We start from the raw sequence: 25574 nt of genomic DNA, 5'->3' as shown, positions 1-25574 counted from the left end.
TGTTCCGGGCGGCTAGCGTTGTGGTGATGACGAATCAGACCGAGCCCCCCGAGCATCCGGATGCCGGCGGCTGCGGCCCTGCCACGGAGCACGTGGCCGGCGCTCCCGAGCGCAGCCACGGCGGGCACAGCGGGCACGGGCACGACCACGGCGCCGGGGCGAACCGCCGGCGGCTGTCGATCGCCATCGGGATCGTCGCCACCGTGCTCGTGGTCGAGGCGTTCGGGGCGTTCCTCACCGGCTCGCTGTCGCTGTTCGCCGACGCCGGCCACATGCTCTCCGACCTGATCGGCCTGATCGTCGCCCTGCTGGCCACCATCGTCGCGGCCCGCCCGGCGAACGAGCGGCACAGCTACGGCTACCAGCGCGCCGAGGTGTTCGGGGCCCTGATCAACAGCCTGATCCTGATCGTGGTCGCCGCCTTCGTGACGTTCGAGGCCGTGAGCCGCCTGATCTCGTCCGAGCCCGGCGAGGTCAAGGGGCAGCTGATGCTGATCGTGGCCGGGATCGGCCTGGTGGCGAACTTCACGTCGCTGATGATCCTGCGCGGCGGGGCGAAGACCTCCATCAACATGCGCGGCGCCTACCTCGAGGTGCTGGGCGACCTACTCGGCTCGATCGCCGTCATCCTGGCCGCCATCGTCATCCTCACCACCGGCTTCGAGAAGGCGGATGCGATCGCCTCGCTGCTGATCGCCGCCATGATCGTGCCGCGGGCCGTCTCGCTGCTGCGCGACGTCGTCGGAGTGCTCAACCAGTCGACGCCCTCCGACATGGACGTGCAGGCGATCCGTCAGCACATCCTCGACGAGCCGGGCGTGGTCGACGTGCACGACGTGCACATCTGGGCCATCACCTCGGGCCAGTACGTGTTCTCGGCGCACGTCGTGGTGGAACGGGCCGTCTTCGAGCGCAGCGAGACGGGGCCCCTGCTCGACGCCCTGGGCGGCTGCCTCTCCTCGCACTTCGACGTGGAGCACTCGACCTTCCAGATCGAGCCCGCCGAGCACGCCCGCCACGAAGACCACTCGCACCTCTAGGGGGCGACGGGGCTACTTGTCGGTGTCGTTGCCGAACACCTCGGGCTCGAGCGTGAGTCGCTCGGCGGCGCCGGTGATCTCCACTTCTTCGGAGACGGCGGCATCCGCCTCCTTCTTGGCCTTGCTGCGTTCGCGCAGGTAGTGGAAGACGGTCGGCACGACGGTGAGGATCACCACGCCGATCAGCACCACGTCGAGGTACTTCTCGGTGAACTCGCGCACCGGCTCGATCTGGCCGAGGGCGAAGCCGAGCAGCACGATGCCCGAGCCCCAGATGAGGGCGCCGATCGCGTTGTAGAGCGAGTACTTCTTGTAGTTCATGTGCCCGACGCCCGCGGCGATCGGGGCGAAGGTACGCACGATCGGCACGAAGCGCGCCATGATCACGGCCAGGGCGCCGAAGCGCTCGAAGAAGGCATTGGTGCGCTCCACGTTGCGCACGCTGAACACGCCCGACTCCTTGCGCTCGAACACGCGCGGGCCGAGCTTGTGCCCGATCAGGTAGCCCACCTCACCGCCGAGGAAGGCCGCCAGCGAGATCGCGAGGCAGACCCACCAGATGTCGATGCCGAACTTGCCGCCCACGGCGAGCACGCCGGTGAAGAACAGCAGGGTGTCGCCCGGCAGCAGGAAGCCGATCAGCAGCCCCGTCTCGGCGAACACGATCGCACAGACCACGAGCAGGGCCACCGGGCCGAAGACACCGCCCAGCAGTGTGTTGGGATCGAGCCAGGGGATGAGGGCGGTGGGGACGGCGGAAATCACGTGCGGTTTCTCCAGTCGACAGCGATGCGAGTGCGGGAGAAGGGACTTGAACCCTCACGCTCGAAAGCACAGGAACCTAAATCCTGCGTGTCTGCCAATTTCACCACTCCCGCAAGGGCGAATTCCAGTGTAGGGGGTGCTTGTTCGGCCCATCCTCAGCCGACGCGGCGCGCGCGGCGGGACGGTTCAGCTCGAGGCGCGCGGATGCGGCACGTACCGCGGAACGTTCCGCACCAGGATGCCGGCTCCCGCCAGTCCCACCAGGCCCATCAGCGCGGCGGCGACCGGCAGCGAGGCCACCAGTACGACCGCGGAGACGATCAGCGGGGCGGCGGCCGCACCGGCGTCGGCGGTGAACCGGAAGGCACCGAGGAACGGCGCGGGGTTCGCGCGCGGTGCCAGGTCGGCGCTCAGCGTCATGATGATGCCGCTGCCCACCCCGTTGGCCACGCCCAGCAGGATCGAGATCGCCACGAACCACTGCACCGCGGCACCGAGGTCGTGCGTGAAGGCGAGCCCGATCAGGGCGAGGCCCATTCCCACCATTGAGGGGATGACGCTCCAGAGGCGGCCGAAGCGGTCCATGATCTGGCCGCTGGTGTAGAACAGCGCGAAGTCGGCCGCCGCGCCGATTCCGATCACCAGCGCGGTGGTCTGCGCCTCCAGCCCGATGCTCACGGCCCAGAGCGGCAGGATGGCCATCCGGCTGGCGCGGAGGGCTCCGACCACGGCGGCGCCGCTGCCCACCCGCACCAGCGCGCCCCGGTTTTGCCAGATGGTGCGGAACAGGCCCGGGTTCGCCGCCAGGGGCATCCCGCCGGTGGCGGTCGGTACCGCACGGGCGGCCCGCTCCCGCACGGCCATCGGGTCGTGCATCACCACCAGGAGCACGATCACGGCCAGTGCGGCCACGATCTGCACCCCGAAGGCCGTCTCCACCGAGCCGGTGAGCGCGATCAGGCCGGCGCCGAGGAACGGCCCCACGAGCATCCCGCCCCGGAACGAGCCGCCGAGGGTCGAGAGGGCCCGGGCCCGGATGCGCGCGGGCACGAAGGTGGTCATGAACGCCTGGCGCGCCAGCGCGAACGTCGAGGCCGCGAGGCCGAGTGCGAAGACCGCGACGGCCAGCTGCACGATCCCCGGGGCGAGCAGGGCCAGCACCATGGCGGCCATCGACAGCACGGCGGCGGCGATCATCGCCGCCCGTTCGCCGATGCGGGCCACCAGCGCCCCGCTCGGGATGTCGCCCACCAGCTGTCCCACCACGAGCATCGCCACCACGAAGCCCGCTCCGGCCAGGTCGGCCCCGAGGCCCGAGGCCACGGCCGGGATGACCGGAACCACGGCGCCCTCGCCGATGCCGAAGAGGAAGGAGGGGATGAGCGCGGGGACGGCGATCGACCGGAACCGGAAGCCGTCGTCCGTCGCAGTCGTCATTGCAACTACTTTACGCCTGCTAAGCAGTGACCCGGGCTGTCGCCCAGCCCCTCTCACTAGACTGTTCCTCATAATGCTTGACCTTGACCTCAGCGAACAGATCGCCCACCTCCGCTCCACCTTCTCCGACATCCGCTCGGTCGTCGACGTCGACGCCCTCACGGCCGAGATCGCGCGCCTCAGCGAGGAGGCCGGCGCCCCCGACCTCTGGGACGACACCGAGAAGGCCCAGAAGGTCACCAGCGCCCTCAGCCACCGGCAGGGCGAGCTGGCGAAGATCGACAGCATCCAGAGCCGGCTCGACGACCTCGAGGTGCTGATCGAGCTCGCCAACGAGGCCGGCGACGAGGAGTCGGCCGAAGAAGCCAGGGTCGAGCTCACCGCCATCCAGAAGGTGCTCGGCGAGCTCGAGGTGCAGACCCTGCTGAACGGCGAGTTCGACGCCCGCCCCGCGGTCATCACCATCCGCTCGGGCGCCGGGGGAGTGGATGCCGCCGACTTCGCCGAGATGCTGATGCGCATGTACCTGCGCTGGGCCGAGCAGCACAAGTACTCCACCACGGTGATGGACACCAGCTACGCCGAGGAGGCGGGCATCAAGTCGGCCACCTTCGAGATCGACGCGCCCTACGCCTTCGGCACTCTGAGCGTCGAGGCGGGAACGCACCGTCTGGTGCGGATGAGCCCGTTCGGCGCGGCCGGCAAACGTCAGACCAGCTTCGCCGCCGTCGAGGTCATCCCGCTGATCGAGGAGGCCGGCGTGATCGAGATCCCGGAGAACGACATCCGCGTCGACGTCTTCCGCTCGTCGGGCCCCGGCGGCCAGTCGGTGAACACCACCGACTCCGCCGTGCGCATCACGCACCTCCCCACCGGCACGGTGGTGTCGATGCAGAACGAAAAGAGCCAGATCCAGAACCGCGCCGCGGCCCTGCGCGTGCTGCAGTCGCGTCTGATGCTCATCCAGCGCGAGCAGGAGGCGGCGCAGAAGAAGGAGCTGGCGGGGAACATCACCGCCAGCTGGGGCGACCAGATGCGCAGCTACGTGCTCGCGCCGTACCAGATGGTCAAAGACCTGCGCACCGACCACGAGGTCAACAACCCCTCGGCGGTGTTCGACGGCGACCTCGACGGCTTCATCAACGCCGGCATCAAGTGGCGTAAGCAAAAGCACGACTGAGTCGCGCATCCGGCGGTCGGCGCCGCATCCGAACATGTGAATCCTATGAATCGGGGCCTCCAGCGCGTCGTGCCCGCGATTCCGGATGACCCTGCTTAGAGTCATCACGTCATGATTCGGTTTGATCGCGTAACCAAGACCTACCGGGGCACCAAGCGGCCAGCCCTGGACTCGATCGACCTCGAGATCCTGCGCGGGGAGTTCGTCTTCCTGGTGGGCGCCTCGGGGTCGGGCAAGTCGAGCTTCCTGCGGCTCGTCCTCAAGGAGGACCGGCCGACCTCGGGCAGCATCCATGTGCTCGGTCAAGACCTGAACACCATCTCCAACCGCAAGGTGCCCTACTTCCGGCGCAACCTCGGTGTGGTGTTCCAGGACTTCCGGCTGCTGCCCGGCAAGAACGTGTTCGACAACGTGGCGTTCACCCTGCAAGTGATCGGCAAGTCGCGCGGTTTCATCCAGGAGGCTGTTCCGGATGTTCTGCAGATGGTCGGTCTCGCCGAGAAGGCGAACCGCCTGCCGCACGAGCTCTCCGGTGGTGAGCAGCAGCGCGTGGCCATCGCCCGCGCCGTGGTGAACAAGCCCGCCATCCTGCTGGCCGACGAGCCGACCGGTAACCTCGACCCCTCCACCTCGGCCGGCATCATGACCGTTCTGGAGCGGATCAACGCCGGTGGCACCACCGTGGTCATGGCCACCCACGACAACGCGATCGTCGACCACATGAAGCGCCGCGTGATCGAGCTGGTCACCGGCCAGATCGTGCGCGACGAAGACCAGGGCGGCTACGGCATGACCGCCGAGATCGCCCTGCAGGACAGCGGCCTCACCGCCGAGATCGCGCTGGGCGACGGCCTCGTGCGCCCGGTCGGCCCGGCGCGCCCGCACACCTCGGGGGGCAATACGAGCCCCGTGCAGCCGTTGCCGCCGCAGATCCCGGTGCCCGAGCAGCCGGCCGTGCGCGAGCCCGTCACCGTGCCGGCGCAGGCGGCCCAGGCGGCACCTTCGCAGGCGGCGCAGGCCCCGTCCGTTCCGGTGCAGGCGCAGCCCGTGCCCGTGCAGACGCAGGCCCAGCCGCAATACGCGCCCCCGCCGATGCCCCCTCAGCACCTCCCCGAGCAGCAGCAACCTGGCCCGGCCGACCCGGCGACCGAGTCGCTCACCCTCGCCGAGAAGCTCGGCCTGCGCGCCCCCGGCGCCCCGGCCGACCCGGCGAACGACCAGAACGTGGGGCCGACGACGTGAGATTCGCACTGATCCTGGGCGAGGTCGGCACCGGCCTCCGCCGCAACGTCTCGATGGTCATCTCCGTCGTGCTCGTCACCTTCATCTCGCTCACCTTCGTGGGCGCGGCGATCCTGCTGCAGATGCAGATCGGCCAGATGAAGAACTTCTGGTACGACAAGGCCCAAGTCGCGGTCTACATGTGCACCGCCACGTCCGGTGGCGAGAACTGCGCCGGCGGTGAGGCCGGGCAGGACCAGATCGCTGCCGTGCAGGCGCAGCTCGACTCGCCCACGCTGCAGCCGTTCATCGACAAGTACTACTTCGAAGACCACGAGCAGGCCTTCGAGAACTTCCAGAAGCAGTTCGCCGGCAACCCGGTGACCGAGTACGTGACGGCCGACCTGCTCAGCCAGACCTTCTGGGTGAACCTGAAAGACCCGTCGCAGTCCGACGTGCTGGTCGAGAGCCTGTCCGGCCTCGCCGGTGTCGACAGCGTCACCGACCAGCGCAGTTACCTGGAGCAGATCTTCTCGATCCTGAGCGCGGCCAGCTACACGGCCATCGGCATCGCCGGACTGATGCTCGTGGCCGCCGTGCTGCTGATCGCCACCACCATCCGGCTCTCGGCCTTCTCGAGGCGCCGCGAGCTCGGCATCATGCGCCTGGTGGGCGCCTCCAACCGGTTCATCCAGACACCGTTCATCCTCGAGGGCATCATCGCCTCGTTGATCGGTTCGGTGCTCGCGGGCGTCGCCATCTGGGCGATCGTGCGCTTCTTCGTGCAGGGCTACCTCAGCGTGCAGCTTCCGTTCACCTCGTTCGTGAGCGATGCGGATGCGTTCCTGGTGATCCCGATCCTGATCGTCGGGGGCGCCGTTCTGGCGGCCCTGTCCGCTAAGTTCGCGATCACCCGGTACCTGCGGGTCTAGAATGGTGGGCTGCCTGTTTTCCGGCAGCAGCATCCGTCAGATCGATCACTAGGAGTACCCGTGCCACGCGAACGCGGACAGAAGGTCGTCGCGACCAACCGCAAGGCGCGACACGACTACACCATCGAGACCACCTACGAGGCCGGCCTTGTGCTCACCGGCACCGAGGTGAAGTCGTTGCGCGAGGGCCGGGCGTCGCTGGTCGACGGCTACGCCTACATCGACGCGGGAGAGGCATGGCTGGATGCCGTGCACATCCCCGAGTACAACGAGGGCACCTGGAACAACCATCCGCCCCGCCGCAAGCGCAAACTGCTGCTGCACAAGGAGCAGATCCTCAAGATCCACAACAAGACCAAAGAGGGCGGTTACACCCTCGTGCCGCTGCAGCTCTACTTCAGCGACGGGCGCGCCAAGGTCGAGATCGCGGTGGCCAAGGGTAAGCGCGAGTACGACAAGCGTCAGGCCCTGCGCGAGCGCCAGGACAAGCGGGAGGCCGCCCGCGCCATGTCCAGCCGACGGAACCTCGGCGACTGATCCCTCGCCGCCTGTCGGCTCGCAGAGCCGGGTTCAGGCCGGGAGGTCGTGCGAGACGCCCGTGAGCTCCTCGACGCGGGCGAAGAGCGCGCCGCCCGTGGCGGCGTCGCGGGCGTAGGTCTTCGCGCCCACCACGGCGGGAGCTCCCTTCAGCTGTCGCCAGCCGTCCGGGCCCCAGTACTGGCCGCCGGCCGCGGCCGGATCCGTGGCAGCGGCCACGATCGGCCAGGCGCCCGCGTCTTTGCCCTGCCCGATCAGGCGGTAGGCCGCCCGGCTGACCGCGTTGCCGGCCTTGGGTGCCGGCAGGATGTCGCGGGGCGGGCTCAGCTCGTCCACCGAGAACCCCGGATGCGCCACCAGGCTCAGCACGGTCGAGTCGGCCGCGCGCAGGCGCCGGTCGAGCTCGAAGGCGTAGGTCATCACCGCGAGTTTCGAGCGGCCGTAGCTGCGGAACTGGCGGAACGGGGTGCGGTTGCTCTGCAGATCTTCGAGGTCGAGGCGGAAGAACTCGTGGCTGATGCTGCCGAGGTGCACGATCCGGGCCGCATCCTGAGCCCGCAGGGTGGGCAGCAGGCGGGCGATCAGGGCGGCGTGCCCGAGCAGGTTGGTGCCGATCATGGTCTCGAAACGATCGACCGTGGTGCCGCGGCCGCCGCCGGTCGACAGGATGCCCGCGTTGGCGACGAGGGCGTCGATGCGGGGGAGGGCGGCGAGCTCGGCGGCGCCGGCGGCGATCGAGCCGAGATCGGCGAGGTCCAGGCGCACGAAGCTCGCCCGCTCGCCGGCCTCGGGAACGTGACGGCGCAGCGAGGCGAGCGCGGCCTCGCCCTTCTCGGGCGTGCGGGCGGCGATCACCACCGTCGCGCCGGCGGCGGCCAGCTGCTCGGTCTCCCAGTAGCCGAGGCCGCCCGTGCCTCCGGTCACCACGACGGTCGTGCCGCTCAGGTCGGGCAGCGTGGGCCCGGGGCCGCTCACGATCGTGCGACCGGGGACGCGGCCGAGAAGCGGGCGTGCACGGTGGCCTCGATCACCAGGGCGCTGGGCCGCAGCTCCATGCCGCCGCCCGAGGGCGCCGCCGAGCGGGCCATGGCCGCCAGGGGCATGCCGTGCCCCGCCGCGCCCGGATTCTCCAGAAGTCCCGGGTCGGAGATCGAGAGCGGCGTCACTTCGCCGAGACCGAGGGCCCGGGCGTACTCGCCGGCCTTGGTGAGCGCGTCGGAGATCGCCCCCTGCCGGGCCTCGCTCTCCAGGTCGGCCTTCGTCTCCTCCGAGAGCAGCCATTCGATCCCGTCGACGGCGATGCCCTCGCGGATGGAGACGACGTCGATCCACTCGGAGAGCGCCTCGAAATCGTCGAACTCGGCATCCAGGAAGACCGCGCTGTGGAACTCCACCGGCAGTCGCGTGCCGTCCTGGCTCCACGGCCGCTGGCCCCACACCCGGATCTCCTCCGAGTGCCAGGTGATCACGGGGCCGTCCTCTTCGTCGAGGAGGGTCTCCAGCGATCCGGCGAGGGATTCGTGGGCGGCCCGGGTGGCCGCGAGCACGCTGTCGCGCTTGGAGCCTTCGAAGCCGATGCCGATGCGCACCCGCGCCCGCTCCGGATTGTGGCGGAGCTGATGGCTCCCGGCCACCGTGATGATCGTCTCAGGCATGGTCTCCACGATATTCCATGCGGCGGGATGAACCGGGTCGCCCAGGAATGTCGTAAGATGGAGGGCTGCTCCGGGTTCGCCCGGCGGTGTTTGACAACTCAACAGCGTGCGACAGCGACCCGGCAGGGGGATGATCGGTTTCGACATTGCCTGCGAAACTGCGAGAAGCGGGTCGAGGATGCAGGGTTATCTCGTAAACGATCTCTGCAAACTATAAGTGCCAATTCAAACAGCACTGTTGCGGCCAAGAAGGCCACCTTCGCCCTCGCGGCCTAGGTCTTCCTTCCTAGCTAATTAGCAACTGTCGGTCCGGGAATGCTCTCTACCCGGGTTCCGGCATTATCTAGAGAGATTGCTGCGTGGTTGTGTCTCAGGGCCACGCGGGACTTGCACTGTGGCTGGGCTCGTCGACCTAGGTGCCTGTAGCAAAGGTCGGAGCCGAGTAGAACGTCTGTACAGGCTACGCCCGTAGAAGGCGCAGAATCACAGCAGTGGACGGGGGTTCAATTCCCCCCATCTCCACCATTCGGCCGCTGTCGCACGTTGTTCGGGTCACTTCTCCGGTGCCAGCTGCGCCGGGAGCTCGTACGGCGGCTCGCGCAGCCCCGGGTCCGCCGAACGGATGCGGCGCAGGAAGGCCGCCACGGCCGGCAGCTCCGTCTCGCCGAGCTTCGCCGCGAACTCGGCACCCACCACCTCGAGAACCTGTGCCGTGCCCGTCTCCACGGTCTGTCGGCCGAGCTCGGTCAGTGCGACGATCGACACCCGGCGGTCCTGCGGCGACGCCGAGCGCTCCACCAGACCGGCCGTCGCCATGCTGCGGATCAGGTTGCTCGCCGATCCGCTGGAGTACAGCAGCGACTTCGACAGCTCGCCCACGTTCATCCGCCCCTCCGCGTGGGAATGCAGGTTGTAGAGCACGTCGTACTGCGCCCAGGTGAGGCGCACGCTGCTGCGCAGGCGCCCCTCCACCAGGCGCATGGTGCGGGTGTAGGCCAGCACGAAGTCGGCCCACACGGCGAACTGCGTGGCGTCCAGGGGCGGCGTCGCGGTCACTTCGCGGTCGCTTCACCCGTCGGGTCGGGCGCCGAGAGGTCTTCCAGAGCGGCTCCGCCGAGCGGGGTGCCCTGCCAGTGGGTGGCGATCCAGCCCTCGGCGGGTGAGCCTTCGAGCGTCACGATGCCGGTGTTCTCCAGGGTGCGGCCGCGGCTGAAGTCCGCGTCGATGTTGCGCGCCGACCAGGAGGCCCAGGTGCGGATGGCCGCTCCGTGACTGAACACCGCGACCGTGCCGTCCGGATGCGCGTCGTACAGCGAGGTGATGGCCCGGTCGTAGCGGGCGTGGAACTCGGTGCCGCTCTCGCCGCCGGGGATGCGGGCCTCGAAGTCGGTCCACCAGGAGAAGATCGTGCGCATGTAGGTCTGCACGGCGTCCTGATCGGTGCGGCCCTCCAGCTCACCCGCCGTGATCTCGAACAGGCCGTCGACGACCTGCGGTTCGATTCCGGTCGCGGCGGCCAGGGGAGCGGCCGTGAGCTGGGTGCGGAGCATGGTCGAGACCGCGATGGCGTCGATGTGCTCACCGCCGAGCGCTCCGGGCACGGCGGCGGCCTGTCGGAGCCCAAGATCGGTCAGTCCCGGTCCGGGGACGGCGGTGCTGACGGCACCGTTCACGTTGTCGATGGTCTGGCCGTGGCGGATCAGGAGAAGTCGCATCCGTTCCACCCTAGGGGCTCTCGCGGGGAGCCGCCTGACATGGAGGTGACAAATCGTCGGTTTCGGTTAGACTTGCCTCTATTCGAGCATTCCTCATGCCCATCCGACCGGAAGAGACGACCATGCGCCCACCCTTGGCCACCCGAATCGCCGCCCTCGTACCCCTCGTGCTGCTCGGCGGCACACTCGCCGCCTGCAGTTCCGGAGGTGGGGGTGCCGGCGGAGCGGCCGATTTCTCGGGTGTGCAGTCGGCCACCATCCAGATCGAGTCGGAGGGCACCTTCGCGAACCCCGACAACGGGCAGACCGAAGAGCAGGCGGGCCTCGGCTCGGGCTTCTTCATCTCCTCCGACGGCCTCGCGGTCACCAACAACCACGTGGTCGTGGGAGCCGGCACGATGAAGGTGCACGTCGGTGGGGGCGACACGGAGTACAACGCCGAGATCCTGGGGTCGTCCGAGTGCCTCGACCTCGCGGTCATCAAGGTCGACGGCGAGGGCTTCCCGTTCCTCGGCTGGCAGAAGGGCGACATCACCACCGGGGAGGAGGTCTACGCGGCCGGCTTCCCGCTCGGCGATCCCGAGTTCACCCTCACCAAGGGCATCGTCTCCAAGAACGACACCGCGGGCCAGACCGCCTGGGCCTCGATCGATCACACCATCGAGCACGACGCCAAGATCCGACCCGGCAACTCCGGTGGCCCTCTGGTCAACCCGCAGGGCGAGGTGGTGGGCGTCAACTACGCGAGTGTGGCCGATCTCGACTCCAACTTCGCCATCCACCGCGACCAGGCGGAGTCGGTGGTGCAGAAGCTGATCGACGGCGACGACGTGCAGAGCCTCGGCGTGAACGCCCAGGCCCTGCCGCTGGACGACCAGGGCGAATCGCTCGGGGTGTGGGTCAGCTCGGTGAAGGCCGGCTCGCCGGCGGATGCCGCGGGGCTCCTGCCGGGTGACGTGCTGCTGCGGATGGCCGGCAAGACCCTTGCCGCCGAGGGCACCCTGCAGGAGTACTGCGACGTCATCCGCACCCAGGGAACCGATGGCACCATCGACGTCGACGTCTACCGGCCCTCCGAAGACACCCTCTACCGCGGGCAGTTCAACGGCAAAGAGCTCGAGCAGGTCACGATCCCGGGGATCGGGTCGACCTCGCCCGGCGAAGACGACGGGCGCAGCTACACCACCATCACCGACGACACGGGGGTGCTGAGCGTGGAGGTTCCCACCGACTGGGCTGACGTCGACGGGGCGCCGGTCACCACGGAGGCGGGGCGCGAGTTCCTCGACGTGCGGGCCAGCACGAACCTGCAACAGTTCCAGGAGAGCTGGGGAACCTCCGGGGTCACGCTCCAGGCCTCACCGACGACGGATGCCGCGTCACGCGACCCGCAGGTGATCTTCGACTCCTACGCGAACCTCACCGCGCAGTGCGCGAGCGGCTCGACCGATGACTACTCCGACGGTGTCTACACGGGAAAGTACCAGTACTACTCGGGCTGCGGCGGGCAGAGCGACTACGTGATCGTCGTCGCCTATCCCGAAGACACCAGCTATGTGCTGGTGGTCACGGTCGCCATCGCGAGCGAGGCCGACCTGCCGGCCATCGAGCACGTGATGGGAAGCTTCACGGCGACGTTCTGATCGGAGCACACGAAAGGGCCGGCCCCGAGGGGCCGGCCCTTTCTGCTGCGAGGGGGCGGTGGGCTACTTGGCCGCGCCCGCGAGGCTGCCGGTGACCTTGCCGTTCGGGTCGCCGATCAGGCACGACACCAGGCGGTCGTTGCCGTTGGTCCACGAGCCCTCGGTGGGGGTGAAGTAGGTGAAGCCGTAGATCGAGTCGTCGTAGGCGATCTTCACGAAGTCCTCGAAGCCGGCCTGGCACTCGGTCTCCGCCTCGGCGTTGATGGCGTCGTCACCCGGGAAGTCGCCGTCGGCGATCTCGAAGTCGTAGTACACCTCGAAGTCGTGCTCCGCGCCGCAGTCGACGGTCGGCACCTCGCTGACCTCGGTGCCCTCGGTGTCGTTCAGGCAGTCGCCGACCGAGAGCGAGAACACGTCGGTGTCGGTCTGCTCGATCTCCTCACCGGTCTGGGAGTCGGTCGCCGGCGGGGCGGAGCTGGGGAACAGCGCCGTGCAGCCGGACAGCGTGAGACCGAGAGCCAGAACGGCGCCGGCCGCTGCGAGCAGTCGTGAGGATGTACGGGGGGAAGAGGTGATCGCCATGATGGCCTCCGGACCTAGGGAAGAGGGGTGCCTGGGAGGAGCCTGTGAGCGCCCCCGCGTGACCATTATGGGGGTGACCCCTTCAGCGGGTCAATTCGGCGCCGTCGTGCTCCGCAGCAGTGCGATTACCTCGTCGTGCACCAGCCCGTTGGTGGCGAGTGCGCTGCCCGACCACGGGCCCTCCTCGCCGTCCACCGAGCTGAAGCGCCCGCCGGCCTCCTCCACCACGGGCACCAAGGCGGCCATGTCGTACGGCTGCAGGTCGAACTCGCCGGCGATCTCGAGCTGGCCCTCGGCCACCATCATGTACGACCACATCTCGCCGTACGCGCGCGTGCGCCAGACGGCGCGGCTCAGGCGGGTGAGGTCGTCGAGCCGGCCTTCGTCGTCCCAGCCCTTGAGACTGTTGTAGCTGAGAGAGGCGTCGGCGAGGGTGCCGATACCCGACACGCGGATGGGGCGGGCCACATCGGGGGTGGTGTCCAGAGCATCCGTGGTGAAGGCTCCGAGGCCGCGCGCGCCCCACCAGCGGCGGCCGAGCGCTGGGGAGCTCACGACTCCCACCACGGGGACGCCGTCGACGGCCAGGGAGATGAGCGTCGCCCAGACCGGGATCCCGCGCATGAAGTTGGCGGTGCCGTCGATCGGGTCGATGATCCACTGCCGGATGCTGCCGGTCGTGCCGCCACCCGTGCCGAACTCTTCACCCCGCACGGAATCGTCGGGTCGTGAGGCGGTGAGCTCGTCGCGGATGGCCTGCTCGACGGCGCGGTCGGCATCCGTCACCGGCGTGCGGTCGGGCTTGGTGGTCACGTGCAGGTCGGTGGCCCGGAAGCGCGCGCGGGAGACGGCATCCGCTCGGTCGGCCAGTCGCAGCGCGAGCGCGAGGTCGTCGGCGAGCTCGGGCGAGGAGGGAAGCGGGGCGGCGGGCTGGTTCTCGGTCACGCCTCCAGGCTAGCGGGAGCGGTGGGAGGCCCGGCGAACGCCGCCCGGCGCAGTGCCCGGCACTCGGCCCGACACACAGCGCCCGGCACTCAGCCCGACGCTTAGCGCTTAGCGCTCAGCGATCAGCCGCGCGTGTCGAGCAGTTTGCGCAGCGACTCCATCCGCGCCTTGCCGCTCTCGCCCAGCTCCCCGGCTTCGACCCGGTCGATGATCTCCCAGTCGTGCGCCTCGCTCAGCGGGATGCCGTCGGGCGGCTCGCCCGCGGGCACGTGCGCGGTCGCGGCGAACGAGCGCAGGATGTTCGCCGGATCCACGTGGCCGAGGCCGAACGATCGCACGCCGGGGGTGTCGATGATCCACCCGGACCGGCCGTCGGGAGCCTGCAGACGCAGGCACACCGTCGACGAGGAGGTGTGCCGCCCGCGGCCGGTGACCGTGTTCACGACGCCGGTGGCGCGGAGCGCGCTCGGCACCAGGGCGTTCACGAGGGTGGACTTGCCCACACCCGAGTGCCCCACGGTGACGGTGGTGCGGCCGACCAGCAGGTCGGTCAGCTCCTCCATCGGCACCGCGTCGCGGGAGAGCGTGACCACCCGGATGTCGAGGCAGTCGAACTGCGCGAGCAACGGTGCGGGATCGGCCAGGTCGGTCTTGGTGATGCAGAGGATGGGGGCGATCCCGGCATCGAAGGCGGCCACCAGGTAGCGGTCGATCAGGCGCGCGCGCGGCTCCGGATCGGCGGCGGCCACCACGATCAGCATCTGATCGGCGTTGGCCACGATCACCCGCTCCACCTCGTCGGTGTCGTCGGCGCTCCGTCGCAGCAGCGTGCTGCGCTCGTGCACGCGCACCACCCGGGCCAGCGTTCCCGGGTCGCCCGAGGTGTCGCCCACGAGGTCGACCCAGTCGCCGGTCACGATGGTGTTGCGGCCGAGCTCCCGAGCCCGGGAGGCCGTGATCTCCCGCTCCTCGGGGGTGTCCTGGTGGATCCGCACCGAGAAGCGGCCGCGGTCGACCGTCATGATCCGTCCCGCCAGGGCATCCTTGTGCTCGGGACGGGTCTTCGTGCGCGGCCGATTCCCCTTGGGGTTCGGGCGCACCCGGATCAGGGACTCGTCGAACTCGAGTTCGTCGTCGTCCTCGTCCTCACCGTCGGACCACCAGCTCATGCGCCACCCGGGAGCATGCCGCGCCAGAGTTCGGGGAACTGCGGCAGCGTCTTCGCGGTGGTGGCGATGTCTTCGATCAGCACCCCGTCGACCGCGAGGCCGATGATGGCACCGGCGGTCGCCATCCGGTGGTCGGCGTAGCTCTGCCAGATGCCGCCGTGCAGGGGAGCGGGGGTGATGGCGAGGCCGTCGGGCAGCTCGGTGACGCGGCCGCCGAGTCCATTGATCTCGGTGGCCAGTGCGGCGAGCCGGTCGGTCTCGTGATGCCGGATGTGGCCGATGCCGGTGATCTCGCTGGGCTCGGTGGCGAGCGCGGCCAGAGCCACCACGGCGGGGGCGAGTTCGCCGCCCGTGCTCAGATCGATCGAGATGCCTCGGATGCTCTCGCCGCCGGTGACGGTGAGGCGGTCGCCGTCCCGGCTCACCGTGGCGCCGAACAGCGGCAGGATGTCGGCGAGGTCGGCACCGACCTGGGTGGTGGATTCCGGCCAGCCGGTGATCGTGACGCTGCCTCCGGCCACGAGCGCGGCCGCCAGGAACGGGGCGGCGTTGGAGAGGTCGGGCTCGATGTCGACCTCGGCGCCGGCGATCCGGCCGGGACGCACGCTCCAGCGGCCGTCGCCGCTGCTCTCGACCTCCACGCCCCGGGCGCGGAGCGCGGCGATGGTCATGTCGATGTGCGGCTGCGAGGGGAGCCGTGAGCCCTCGTGCCGCAGGTCGAGGCCCTCGTCGAATCGTGCCGCCGTGAGCAGCAGGCCGCTCACGAACTGGCTCGAGCGGGAGGCGTCGATGGTGAGCTCGCCCCCTGCCACCCGGCCGCGGCCGTGCACGGTGAAGGGGAGGGCGGCGCGTCCGTCGTCGCCGATGTCGACGCCGAGCGCGCGGAGCGAGGTGATGGTGGTGGCCATCGGGCGGCGCCGGGCGCCCTCGTCTCCGTCGAAGGTGGTGGGGCCGAGGGCCAAAGCGGCGACGGGCGGGAGGAACCGCATCACGGTGCCGGCGAGTCCGCAGTCGATGGTGGTGCTGCCGAGCAGCTCCTCGGCCGGCGTGATGGCCAGGTCGGGGCCGTAGCCGCCCTCGCCGTCGACCGCCACGATGGTGGTGCCGAGCGCCCGCAGCGCCTCGACCATGAGGTCGCTGTCGCGCGAGTGCAGGGGAGCGCGCAGCAGCGACGGCGAGTCGGCCAGGGCCGAGAGCACGAGCTCGCGGTTCGTGAGCGACTTCGAGCCGGGCAGCGCCAGCGTGGCGCTCAAAGGCGCGTGAGCGCGGGGCGCGGCCCAGTGCTCCTCGGCGGTCTGTGGTGCGTCATCGCCGTAGGGGTTGAACTGCGGGATGGAATTTCTCGAGACAGGCATCGGTTATCAGAATAGTCGGCCGGCAAATCCGTGGAGGCTGACACAACCAGAAGGATTCGTGCCCGATGACAACTGCAGTGCTGGATGCGCCGGTCGTAGACTGGGCGACGATGAGCACTCCCACCCCTGATCCCCGCGCCCTCTTCGAAGAGCAGGCCATCCCGTTCCTCGATCAGCTCTACGGTGCGGCCTTGCGGATGACCCGCAACCCGGCGGATGCGCAGGATCTGGTGCAGGAGACCTTCGTGAAGGCGTACTCGGCGTTCGGCCAGTTCGAACAGGGCACGAACCTCAAGGCGTGGCTCTACCGCATCCTCACGAACACGTTCATCAACACGTACCGCAAGAAGCAGCGCGATCCGTACCAGGGTTCCACCAGCGACATGGAGGACTGGCAGCTCGGTTCGGCCGAATCGGTGACGGCCGCGTCGTCGAGCCGCTCGGCCGAGGCCGAGGCGATCGATCACCTGCCCGACAGCGACGTCAAAGAGGCGCTGCAGTCGATTCCCGAAGACTTCCGTCTTGCCGTGTACCTGGCCGACGTGGAGGGATTCTCCTACCAGGAGATCGCCGACATCATGAAGACCCCTGTCGGCACCGTCATGAGTCGTCTGCATCGTGGCCGACGACTTCTCCGGGGCCTTCTGACCGATTACGCACGTGAACGCGGACTGGCCGTCGCCTCCGTGAAAGGGAGCAAGAAATGACTGACTGCGGTTGCAGCAAGGCCCGTGCCGAGCTCGAAGAGTATCTGCGCGACGAGATCTGCAAGACGGATGCGGCCGACATCCGCGACCACCTGGCCACCTGCGAGGGCTGCCAGTCGGAACTCCACATCGGCATCGTACTGACGCAGACCGTCCAGCGCGCCTGCAAGGAGACCGCCCCCGAAGAGCTGCGCGACCAGCTCATGGCGCGCCTCCGCACCCTGCAGACCCACTAACTCTGTCCCACTAGCCCCATCCCGGACGAAGTCTCAGGCCCGACTCGACGACCCAGGGTGAGGGCGTGGCCGCGACAGCGACCGCACCCGAACATGTCGCCTCGCGCCGGGCGGGGACCGGCGCGACCGTTAAGGGCCCCTCGCCATCGGCGAGAGGCCCTTAACGCAGCTAGCTCAGGGCGCGGGTGAGGAGCTCGGCCTGCTCCACCGCGTGACGCTTCGCGCTGCCCGCGGCGGGGGAGGCCGCGGCCGGACGCGAGACCACCGAGATGGTGCGACCGTTCAGTCGGCTGGCCAGTTCGGTGCAGATGAACGGCCAGGCGCCCTGGTTCTGCGGCTCGTCCTGCACCCACACCAGTTCGGCGTTGGGGTACTGGGCGGCGACCGTGTTGATCTCCTCGAGCGGCAGCGGGTAGAACTGCTCGAGACGCACCAGTGCGATGGCCTCGTTCGGGTTCTTCTGCAACTCGTTGGCGAGGTCGTAGTGGATCTTGCCGGAGTGCAGCAGCACCTTGGTGACCGCGCCCTTGTCGGTGATCCGCACGTCGTCGATCACCGGCTCGAAGCGGCCCGAGGTGAGGTCGTCGACCGAGCTCGTCGCTCCGCGCAGTCGAAGCATCGCCTTCGGGGTGAAGACGATCAACGGCTTGCGCGGCCGGGCGTAGGCCTGGCGGCGCAGCAGGTGGAAGTACGACGCCGGGGTCGACGGACGCGCCACGGTCATGTTGTTCTCGGCGCAGAGCTGCAGGAACCGCTCGATGCGCGCCGAGGAGTGGTCGGGACCCTGGCCCTCGTAGCCGTGCGGCAGCAACAGCACGAGCGAGGAGCGCTGGCCCCACTTCTGCTCGGCCGACGAGATGAACTCGTCGATGATGGTCTGGGCGCCGTTGGCGAAGTCGCCGAACTGCGCCTCCCAGAGCACCAGGGCATCCGGTCGCTCCACCGAGTAGCCGTATTCGAAGCCCATCGCCGCGTATTCGCTCAGCAGGGAGTCGTAGATCCAGAAGCGGGCCTGGCTCTCGGTGAGGTTCGCGAGCGGCAGCCACTCCTGGCCGTTCTCCCGGTCGTGCAGCACGGCGTGCCGCTGCACGAACGTGCCGCGGCGGGCATCCTGACCTGCGAGACGAACCGGGGTGCCCTCCACGAGCAGCGAACCGAGCGCGAGCAGCTCGCCGAAGGCCCAGTCGATGCTGCCGTTGCGGCTCATGTCGACGCGCTTGGTGAGCAGCTGCTGCAGCTTCGGGTGCACCGTGAAGCCGGCCGGCTTGTTGTCGAAGGCGTCACCGATCAGGTGGATCGCGGATGTCGCCACCGCGGTCTCGAACGGAGCGGTGGTGCTGTCGTCGCGCTGCGACTCGGGGCGCTCGAGGTCGGAGACCGCCTGCGTGTCCTCGGTGATCACCGGGATCGAGGAGGTCTGCGCCGCGTGCGTCTCGGCGAAGGCGCGCTCGAGGCGGTCTTGGAAGTCGCGGTGGACGTCTTCGTACTCCTCCTCGGTGATGTCGCCGCGGCCGAGGAGGGCCTCGGTGTAGAGCTTTCGTACCGAGCGCTTGGCCTCGATCAGGTTGTACATCAGCGGCTGGGTCATCGAGGGGTCGTCGCCCTCGTTGTGACCACGGCGGCGGTAGCAGATCAGGTCGATGAACACGTCGCGGTGGAATTGCTGACGGAATTCGAACGCCAGCTGCGCCACCCGCACGACCGACTCGGGGTCGTCGCCGTTCACGTGGAAGATCGGCGCCTGGATGGTCTTGGCCACGTCGGTGGAGTACACCGAGGAGCGCGACTCCGACGGGGGAGTCGTGAAGCCCACCTGGTTGTTGATGTTGATGTGGATGGTGCCGCCGGTGCGGTAGCCGCGCAGCTGCGACATCTGCAGCGTCTCCACCACGACGCCCTGGCCCGCGAGGGCGGCGTCGCCGTGGATCAGGATCGGCAGGGTGGAGAAGGTGCCGATCGGCTTCCTGTCCTGCTTCGCGCGCACGATTCCCTCGAGCACGCCGTCGGCGGCCTCGAGGTGGGAGGGGTTCGCGGCCAGGTAGACCGGGATCTCCTTGCCGTCGCTGGCGGTGAAGGTGCCCTCGGTGCCGAGGTGGTACTTCACGTCGCCCGAGCCCTGCACGGTGCGCGGGTCTTGGGTGCCTTCGAACTCACGGAAGATCTGGCCGTAGGTCTTGCCGGCGATGTTGGTGAGCACGTTCAGGCGGCCGCGGTGGGCCATGCCGATCGCGACCTCGTCGAGGCCCTCCTCGGCGGCGCCTTGGATGATGCGGTCGAGCAGCGCGATCGTCGACTCCCCGCCCTCGAGCGAGAAGCGCTTCTGGCCGACGTACTTGGTCTGCAGGAAGGTCTCGAAGGCCTCGGCCTCGTTGAGCTTCTCGAGGATGCGCATCTGCTCGTCGTGGCCGGGCTTGGCGTAGGGCCTCTCGATCTTCTCCTGGATCCAGCGACGCTGCGCGGGATCCTGGATGTGCATGTACTCGATGCCGATCTTGCGGCAGTACGAGTCGCGCAGAACACCCAGGATGTCGCGCAGGTAGGACTGGCGGGTGAGACCGAACTCGCCCGTCACGAACTCGCGGTCGAGGTCCCAGAAGGTGAGTCCGTGCGTCGCGATGTCGAGATCGGGGTGGATGCGCTGGCGGTACTCGAGCGGGTCGATGTCGGCCATCAGGTGGCCGCGCACGCGGAACGCGTTGATCAGCTCCTGCACGCGGGCGGTCTTGTCGATGGCCGAGGCGAGGTCGACCTCGATGTCGGCGGCCCAGCGGATGGGCTCGTAGGGGATGCGCAGCTCGGCGAAGATGTTCTCGTAGAAGTCGCGCTGGCCGAGCAGCAGCTCGTGCACCTTCTTCAGGAACTCGCCCGATCCGGCGCCCTGGATGACCCGGTGGTCGTAGGTGCTGGTGAGCGTGATGACCTTGCCGATGCCGAGGTTGGAGAGCACCTTCTGCGAGGAGCCCTGGAACTCGGCCGGATACTCGAGGGCACCGGCACCGATGATGGCGCCCTGGCCCTTCATCAGGCGGGGCACGGAGTGGACGGTGCCGATCCCGCCCGGGTTGGTGAGCGAGATCGTGGTGCCCTGGAAGTCGGCCGCGGTGAGCTTGTTGGCGCGGGCGCGCTTCACCAGGTCTTCGTAGGCGGAGAGGAACTCGTTGAAGCCCATGGTGTCGGCGCGCTTGATGCCGGGCACCATGAGCGCGCGCGTTCCGTCGGGCTTGGGCAGGTCGATCGCGATGCCGAGGCCCACGTGGGCCGGGGCGACGACCGAGGGCTTGCCGTCGACCTCGTCGTAGTAGACGTTCTGGCTCGGGAACTCCTTGAGCGCCTGCACGAGCGCCCAGCCGATGAGGTGGGTGAACGAGACCTTCCCGCCGCGCGAGCGACGCAGGTGGTTGTTGATGACGATCCGGTTGTCGATCATCAGCTTGGCCGGGATGGAGCGCACGCTCGTGGCCGTCGGAACGGTGAGGCTGGCATCCATGTTGCTGGCCAGCGTCTTGGACATGCCGCGGAGCGGGGTGATCGTGTCCTGCTCGGCCGCTTTCGCGTCGGCTGCGGCGGCGGGCGCCGGAGCCTCAGCAGGGATCGGCTGGGGCTTCGCCTCCACGCTCGTGGTCTTGGCGATCGGCTGGGTGGCGGGGCGGGCATCCGCCCCCGAGGCCTGCGCGATCTGACCCGACTCGCTCTGCACGGGCGGGGTCACGGTCTGGGCCGACTCCACCGGAGCCGGGGAGGCGGCGTCGGGGCCGGCGGGTGCCGCGGGTTGCTCGGCGGCGGGCGCCTGGGCGGGGGCGTCGCTCTCGGCCGGCGTCGCGCTGCCGGCCGGGGCCTGGCCCTCGGACTGCGCCTTCGACGAGACATGGGAGCGGTAGCTCTCCAGAACCGGCCACCAAGACTGGTCGACCGAATTCTTGTCGGTCAGATACTGCTCGTAGAGTTCATCGACGAGCCACTCGTTGGCCCCGAATTCTCCCGATGCTCCGTCGTCTGTGCTCGTACCCGTCAACTGGCTGGTCAAAGCCGATCGCCCACTTTCCGTTGCCTCACGTCCGTGGCACGTGCCGGTGTCTGCTGCGCTGCGTCTTCACGCGTGACACGTGCGTATTCAAGCCTAAACCTTCCTGGCACCTGTTCGGGCCACAGCGGTGCGGGCTAGCGTGGTTCGTATGCAGTTTTCAGGCGATCCCGGGCGCAACGATCTGACCTATTCCGACGTGTTCCTCATTCCCTCGCGCTCGGCGGTGACGAGCCGCCTCGACGTCTCGCTCGCGCCGACGGATGGCACGGGGGCGACGATCCCGATCGTCTCGGCCAACATGAACTCCGTCACCGGTCCCCGCCTGGCGGCATCCCTCGCCCGGCGCGGCGGGCTCGGGGTTCTCCCGCAGGACATGCCGCTGCAAGAACTGGCCGCCGCCATCCGCTGGGTGAAAGACCAGCCCGTGGAGTTCGACACGCCCTTCGCCTTCCACCCGGCGCAGACGGTGGAGGAGGCGCTGCGCCTGGTGCCCGCGGTGCCCGGTCACGGTCTCGTGCTGCACGAGAGCGACGGCACCTTCGTGGGCTGCATCGCCGCGTCCCGCCTGGCGACGGCGCCTCCGGATGCTCGACTCGGCGACCTCCTGCACGGTGCACTGACCGCCATCTCGGCCGACGACATCGACGGGCCGCGCGAGGCCTTCGACGCCATGGTGGCCGCCGACATCGACTTCGCGCCGATCCTGCGCCACGGCGCCCTGGTGGGGACGCTGAGCCGCACGAGCGCTCTGCGCGCGACGATCTACCGTCCGGCGGTCGACGGGGACGGGCGCCTGCGCGTGGCCGCCGCCGTGGGCATCAACGGCGACGTGGTCGAGAAGGCGCGCGCCTTGGTGGCGGCCGGCGTCGACGTGCTCGTGGTCGACACCGCCCACGGTCATCAAGAGGGGATGCTGCGTGCGCTCCGGGCGCTGCGCGACGCCCACCTGGGCGTGCCGATCGCGGCCGGCAACGTGGTGACGGCGCAAGCCGTGGCCGACCTGGTCGACGCGGGAGCCGACATCCTGAAGGTCGGAGTGGGGCCGGGTGCGATGTGCACGACCCGCATGATGACCGCGGTCGGGCGTCCGCAGTTCTCGGCCGTGCTCGAGACGGCCGGGGCCGCGCGCGAGCTCGGCGCCCACGTCTGGGCCGACGGGGGCGTGCGGTACCCCCGCGACGTGGCGCTCGCCCTGGCCGCCGGTGCGGCATCCGTCATGATCGGCTCGTGGTTCGCCGGCACCATCGAGGCGCCCGGCACCCTGGCTGCGGATGCCGACGGCCGGCTGTACAAGGAGAGCTGGGGGATGGCCTCGACCAAGGCGGTGCAGGAGCGCTTCGGCCGCCTCGACGCCTACGAGCTGGCGCGCAAGACCCTGTTCGCCGAGGGGATCTCGTCGAGCCGCATCTACCTGGATCCGCTGCGACCGTCGATCGAAGACCTGCTCGACATGATCACCTCGGGGGTGCGCAGTTCGTTCACGTACGCGGGAGCGGCCACGATGGCGGAGTTCCACGATCGCGCCGTGGTGGGCACGCAGTCGGCCGCGGGCTATGAGGAGGGGAAGGCGTTGCCGGTCAGCTGGTGACTGTATAATCGGCGGGACAATGGACGACCCTCCTTCTGCCCATCATCCGTTCCTCCTCTCTCCGCCGGCGGTAGTCGCCTCCGGCCGCCTCCTCGCGGGAGGCTCCCGTGGCCTTTGAGCTGATCATGCTCGGCGTGGGGCTCCTGCTCACCGTCGGCACCGGTTTCTTCGTCGCCTCCGAGTTCTCGCTCGTCAACCTCGACCGCTCCGATCTCGAAGCGCGTGCCGAGCGCGGTGAGAAGGGGATGCAGCCGACCATCAGCGCGCTGAAGCACACCTCGACGCACCTCTCCAGCGCACAGCTGGGCATCACCCTCACCACGCTGCTCACCGGGTACACGATGGAGCCGGCCATCTCGAGCCTGCTCCGCGACCCGCTGCTGGGGCTCGGCATCCCCGAGACCGTGGTGCCCGTCCTCAGCGCGACCGTCGGCATCGTGTTCGCCACCCTGCTGTCGATGATCATCGGCGAGCTCGTGCCGAAGAACTTCGCATTGGCGCTGCCGCTGAAGACCGCGCGCATCGTGGTGCCGTTCCAGCTGGTGTTCACGGCCGTGTTCCGGCCCGCCGTGGCGCTGCTCAACAACAGCGCCAACGGCATCCTGCGCGCCTTCGGCATCGAGCCGAAGGAGGAGCTGTCGGGTGCGCGCACGGCCGAGGAGCTGTCCTCCCTGCTGCGCCGTTCGGCGATGCAGGGCAGCCTCGATCTCGACACCGCGACGCTGCTGAACCGCACGCTGCTGTTCTCGTCGCACGACGCCTCCGACGTGATGACGCCGCGCCCCCGCATCGCGAGCGTCAAGCGCGACGACACCGCGGCGACCGTGCTGGCACTCGCCCGCTCCAACGGGCACTCCCGGTTCCCGGTGATCGACGAGGGCATCGACGACATCGTGGGCCTCGTGCACGTCAAGCAGGCGGTGGCGATCCCGCGCGAGCGCCGCTCCGAGGTGCCGGTGACGGCCATCATGACCGAGACCGTCCGCGTGCCGGAGACCATGAAGCTCGACGTGCTGCTCGGCGAACTGCGCGGGCGCGGCTACCAGATGGCCGTGGTGATGGACGAGTACGGCGGAACCGCCGGCGTCGTCACCCTCGAAGACCTGGTGGAGGAGATCGTCGGCGAGCTCGTCGACGAGCACGACCGCAGCCGGGCTGGAGTCGTGCGATCCCGGGGAGCGACCACGTTCCCCGGTTCGCTCAGGCCCGACGAGCTGGCCGACCAGGCCGGCATCCAGGTGCCGGAGGACGGGCCGTACGAGACCGTCGCCGGGTTCGTGATGAGCGAGCTCGGCCGGCTTCCCGCGGTCGGCGACACGGTGGTGCTTCCCGATGGAGCGCTGCGGGTGGAGCGTCTCGACGGGCGGCGGATCGATCGCATCCGGTTCATGCCCGCCCCCGCCGAGGAGGTTCCGGATGCCGACGGCAGCAGGTCGGGCCTGGCCAAGAGCCGGGCCGACTTCGACCGGGCCGTGACGAAGGAAGCCGCCACGACCGAAGCTGCAAGACGAGAAGCAGTGACCAACGAGAAGGGAGCCGACCATGTCTGATTGGCTCGGGATCCTCTGGCTCGTTCTGCTGCTGATCGGCAACGCCTTCTTCGTGGGCGCGGAGTTCGCCGTCATCTCGGCCCGCCGCTCGCAGATCGAGCCGCTCGCCGAGCAGGGCAAGGCCAGTGCCAAGACCGCCCTCTGGGCGATGGAGCACGCCACCCTCATGCTCGCGACCAGCCAGCTGGGCATCACCGTGTGCTCGCTGCTCATCCTGAACGTGTCGGAGCCGGCCATCCACCACCTGCTCGAGGTGCCACTGCACCTCACCGGGCTGCCGGAAGAAGTGATCGGCACGGTCGCGTTCGTCATCACGCTCACGCTCGTGTCGTTCCTGCACGTCGTGTTCGGCGAGATGGTGCCGAAGAACCTGTCGTTCTCGGTGCCCGACCGTGCGGTGCTGCTGCTGGCGCCCCCGCTGGTGGGATTCGCGCGCATCTTCCGCTTCATCATCGTGGCGTTGAACTCCACGGCGAACGGCGTGCTGCGTGTGTTCAAGGTGGAGCCCAAGAGCGAGGCCGCGAGTGCGTTCACGCTCGACGAGGTGTCGACCATCGTGGCGCAGTCCACGAAGGAGGGCGTGCTCTCCGACAACACCGGCACGCTGTCGGCGGCGTTCGAGTTCACCACCAAGACCGTGGCCGAGGTGGCGGTGCCGCTCTCGTCGCTGGTCAGCCTGCCCGACTCGGCCACGCCGGCCGACGTCGAGCGTGCCGTCGCCAAGTACGGGTTCTCGCGCTACGTGCTCGTGGATGCGGAGGGGCTGCCCTCGGGATACGTGCACCTGAAAGACGTGATCGATCTCGACGACGACGAGTTCGACGACCCGATCCCCGCCAAGCGCATCCGGCAGCTGCCGTCGCTGTTCGAGAAGACCGACCTCGAGGATGCTCTGGCCTCGATGCGCAAGTCGGGAGCGCACCTGGCGCGGTCGTTCACCGAGTCGGGGTCGACTACCGGTGTGCTGTTCCTCGAGGACATCATCGAGGAGTTGGTGGGCGAGGTTCAGGACGCTACTCGGCGGTAGGTTCGCGGGGTGGCGCGGTGGTCGTAAGGGGCTGCCGCGCGCTTCGCGCTTGCCTTCGATGGGTGTGGTCGGGTTGTCGGGGGTCGGTGTCGGTGGTCGATGGTTGAATTTATCTCATGATAGAGATGACGGACGCGACGGATGCCGGGCCTCGGCGTCAGATCGGCGCGCGTGCCGCCTTCGATGCTGATCTTGATCACGTCGAGGACATCACCCGTCGGCAAGCCGCACTCGAGGCGGACAAGATGGTGGCGGTTGCCCGGTTG

The 25574-nt window shown here is 69.0% G+C and carries 22 protein-coding genes, 1 tRNA gene and 1 other RNA gene; 12 read left to right on the top strand and 12 right to left on the bottom strand.

What is annotated here, in order from left to right:
• Positions 1 to 26 precede the first annotated feature (26 nt).
• Positions 27 to 1040, top strand: a complete 1014-nt coding sequence (locus tag ACN4JJ_RS18830; protein ID WP_440711434.1) for a cation diffusion facilitator family transporter — start codon at positions 27 to 29, stop codon at positions 1038 to 1040.
• Between the two features lie 12 nt (positions 1041 to 1052).
• Here the strand turns inward: ACN4JJ_RS18830 and ACN4JJ_RS18825 are convergent, their stop codons facing one another.
• The 3 genes from ACN4JJ_RS18825 to ACN4JJ_RS18815 all read right to left on the bottom strand — a co-directional run bounded on the left by ACN4JJ_RS18825 (position 1053) and on the right by ACN4JJ_RS18815 (position 3242).
• Positions 1053 to 1805 (bottom strand): DedA family protein, encoded by a 753-nt coding sequence (locus tag ACN4JJ_RS18825; protein ID WP_440711433.1) that lies wholly within the window; start codon positions 1803 to 1805, stop codon positions 1053 to 1055.
• Between the two features lie 31 nt (positions 1806 to 1836).
• Positions 1837 to 1918, bottom strand: a tRNA-Leu gene (locus tag ACN4JJ_RS18820).
• Between the two features lie 73 nt (positions 1919 to 1991).
• A complete protein-coding gene (locus ACN4JJ_RS18815) occupies positions 1992 to 3242 on the bottom strand; it encodes an MFS transporter (protein ID WP_440711432.1) in 1251 nt (416 codons plus the stop codon).
• Between the two features lie 73 nt (positions 3243 to 3315).
• Here ACN4JJ_RS18815 and prfB point away from each other — a divergent pair, with 73 nt between their 5' ends.
• From prfB to smpB, 4 genes are all read left to right on the top strand, one after another.
• Positions 3316 to 4422 carry a peptide chain release factor 2 gene (gene prfB, locus ACN4JJ_RS18810; RefSeq protein WP_440711431.1) on the top strand — a complete coding sequence of 369 codons (1107 nt, stop codon included), beginning with the start codon at positions 3316 to 3318 and terminating at the stop codon, positions 4420 to 4422.
• A 111-nt stretch (positions 4423 to 4533) separates the two neighbouring features.
• Positions 4534 to 5664: a cell division ATP-binding protein FtsE gene (ftsE, locus tag ACN4JJ_RS18805; RefSeq protein ID WP_440711430.1), complete on the top strand. Its 1131-nt coding sequence runs from the start codon at positions 4534 to 4536 to the stop codon at positions 5662 to 5664.
• Positions 5661 to 6575 (top strand): permease-like cell division protein FtsX, encoded by a 915-nt coding sequence (ftsX, locus tag ACN4JJ_RS18800; protein ID WP_440711429.1) that lies wholly within the window; start codon positions 5661 to 5663, stop codon positions 6573 to 6575. Before ftsE ends, ftsX begins: the two co-directional genes overlap by 4 nt.
• 60 nt (positions 6576 to 6635) lie before the next feature.
• Positions 6636 to 7112 (top strand): SsrA-binding protein SmpB, encoded by a 477-nt coding sequence (gene smpB, locus ACN4JJ_RS18795; protein WP_440711428.1) that lies wholly within the window; start codon positions 6636 to 6638, stop codon positions 7110 to 7112.
• Positions 7113 to 7145: 33 nt separating this feature from the next.
• Here the strand turns inward: smpB and ACN4JJ_RS18790 are convergent, their stop codons facing one another.
• Positions 7146 to 8087, bottom strand: coding sequence for an SDR family NAD(P)-dependent oxidoreductase (locus ACN4JJ_RS18790; protein ID WP_440711427.1), 942 nt, complete (start codon positions 8085 to 8087; stop codon positions 7146 to 7148).
• Entirely contained in the window at positions 8084 to 8767 is a 684-nt protein-coding gene (locus tag ACN4JJ_RS18785) for an SIMPL domain-containing protein (protein WP_440711426.1), read from the bottom strand. Before ACN4JJ_RS18785 ends, ACN4JJ_RS18790 begins: the two co-directional genes overlap by 4 nt.
• A 126-nt stretch (positions 8768 to 8893) precedes the next feature.
• Between ACN4JJ_RS18785 and ssrA the strand changes: the two genes are divergently transcribed.
• Positions 8894 to 9292: a transfer-messenger RNA gene (gene ssrA, locus ACN4JJ_RS18780) on the top strand.
• A 27-nt stretch (positions 9293 to 9319) separates the two neighbouring features.
• Here ssrA and ACN4JJ_RS18775 read toward each other — a convergent pair.
• Positions 9320 to 9823, bottom strand: coding sequence for a MarR family winged helix-turn-helix transcriptional regulator (locus tag ACN4JJ_RS18775; protein WP_440711425.1), 504 nt, complete (start codon positions 9821 to 9823; stop codon positions 9320 to 9322).
• The gene (locus ACN4JJ_RS18770) at positions 9820 to 10482 is read right to left on the bottom strand and encodes a histidine phosphatase family protein (RefSeq protein ID WP_440711424.1); all 663 of its coding nucleotides are present in this window, start codon (positions 10480 to 10482) and stop codon (positions 9820 to 9822) included. The genes ACN4JJ_RS18775 and ACN4JJ_RS18770 overlap by 4 nt, the downstream gene beginning before the upstream one ends.
• Before the next feature lie 95 nt (positions 10483 to 10577).
• Here ACN4JJ_RS18770 and ACN4JJ_RS18765 point away from each other — a divergent pair, with 95 nt between their 5' ends.
• The gene (locus ACN4JJ_RS18765) at positions 10578 to 12125 is read left to right on the top strand and encodes a S1C family serine protease (protein WP_440711423.1); all 1548 of its coding nucleotides are present in this window, start codon (positions 10578 to 10580) and stop codon (positions 12123 to 12125) included.
• A gap of 63 nt (positions 12126 to 12188) precedes the next feature.
• Here ACN4JJ_RS18765 and ACN4JJ_RS18760 read toward each other — a convergent pair whose 3' ends face one another.
• From ACN4JJ_RS18760 to aroA, 4 genes are all read right to left on the bottom strand, one after another.
• On the bottom strand, positions 12189 to 12707 hold the full coding sequence (locus tag ACN4JJ_RS18760; protein WP_440711422.1) for a septum formation family protein: 519 nt from the start codon (positions 12705 to 12707) through the stop codon (positions 12189 to 12191).
• Positions 12708 to 12797: 90 nt separating this feature from the next.
• The gene (locus tag ACN4JJ_RS18755) at positions 12798 to 13652 is read right to left on the bottom strand and encodes an inositol monophosphatase family protein (RefSeq protein ID WP_440711421.1); all 855 of its coding nucleotides are present in this window, start codon (positions 13650 to 13652) and stop codon (positions 12798 to 12800) included.
• 122 nt (positions 13653 to 13774) lie between these two features.
• The gene (rsgA, locus tag ACN4JJ_RS18750; protein ID WP_440711420.1) at positions 13775 to 14821 is read right to left on the bottom strand and encodes a ribosome small subunit-dependent GTPase A; all 1047 of its coding nucleotides are present in this window, start codon (positions 14819 to 14821) and stop codon (positions 13775 to 13777) included.
• Entirely contained in the window at positions 14818 to 16176 is a 1359-nt protein-coding gene (aroA, locus tag ACN4JJ_RS18745; RefSeq protein ID WP_440711419.1) for a 3-phosphoshikimate 1-carboxyvinyltransferase, read from the bottom strand. Before aroA ends, rsgA begins: the two co-directional genes overlap by 4 nt.
• Positions 16177 to 16241: 65 nt before the next feature.
• Here aroA and ACN4JJ_RS18740 point away from each other — a divergent pair, with 65 nt between their 5' ends.
• Positions 16242 to 16883 carry a sigma-70 family RNA polymerase sigma factor gene (locus ACN4JJ_RS18740; RefSeq protein WP_440711418.1) on the top strand — a complete coding sequence of 214 codons (642 nt, stop codon included), beginning with the start codon at positions 16242 to 16244 and terminating at the stop codon, positions 16881 to 16883.
• A complete protein-coding gene (locus ACN4JJ_RS18735) occupies positions 16880 to 17119 on the top strand; it encodes a zf-HC2 domain-containing protein (RefSeq protein ID WP_440711417.1) in 240 nt (79 codons plus the stop codon). The genes ACN4JJ_RS18740 and ACN4JJ_RS18735 overlap by 4 nt, the downstream gene beginning before the upstream one ends.
• Before the next feature lie 169 nt (positions 17120 to 17288).
• Here the strand turns inward: ACN4JJ_RS18735 and ACN4JJ_RS18730 are convergent, their stop codons facing one another.
• Positions 17289 to 21143 carry a multifunctional oxoglutarate decarboxylase/oxoglutarate dehydrogenase thiamine pyrophosphate-binding subunit/dihydrolipoyllysine-residue succinyltransferase subunit gene (locus ACN4JJ_RS18730; protein ID WP_440711416.1) on the bottom strand — a complete coding sequence of 1285 codons (3855 nt, stop codon included), beginning with the start codon at positions 21141 to 21143 and terminating at the stop codon, positions 17289 to 17291.
• Between the two features lie 148 nt (positions 21144 to 21291).
• Here ACN4JJ_RS18730 and guaB1 point away from each other — a divergent pair, with 148 nt between their 5' ends.
• The 3 genes from guaB1 to ACN4JJ_RS18715 all read left to right on the top strand — a co-directional run bounded on the left by guaB1 (position 21292) and on the right by ACN4JJ_RS18715 (position 25308).
• Positions 21292 to 22731 (top strand): GMP reductase, encoded by a 1440-nt coding sequence (gene guaB1 / locus ACN4JJ_RS18725; protein WP_440711415.1) that lies wholly within the window; start codon positions 21292 to 21294, stop codon positions 22729 to 22731.
• A 125-nt stretch (positions 22732 to 22856) separates the two neighbouring features.
• Complete coding sequence (locus tag ACN4JJ_RS18720) at positions 22857 to 24281, top strand: hemolysin family protein (protein ID WP_440711532.1); 1425 nt, start codon at positions 22857 to 22859, stop codon at positions 24279 to 24281.
• The gene (locus tag ACN4JJ_RS18715) at positions 24274 to 25308 is read left to right on the top strand and encodes a hemolysin family protein (RefSeq protein ID WP_440711414.1); all 1035 of its coding nucleotides are present in this window, start codon (positions 24274 to 24276) and stop codon (positions 25306 to 25308) included. Before ACN4JJ_RS18720 ends, ACN4JJ_RS18715 begins: the two co-directional genes overlap by 8 nt.
• Positions 25309 to 25574 lie beyond the last annotated feature (266 nt).

Origin of the sequence: Herbiconiux dendrobii, assembly GCF_052048175.1 — a bacterium.
Lineage (GTDB): Bacteria > Actinomycetota > Actinomycetes > Actinomycetales > Microbacteriaceae > Herbiconiux.
This window is presented reverse-complemented; position numbering and strand designations above follow the sequence as displayed.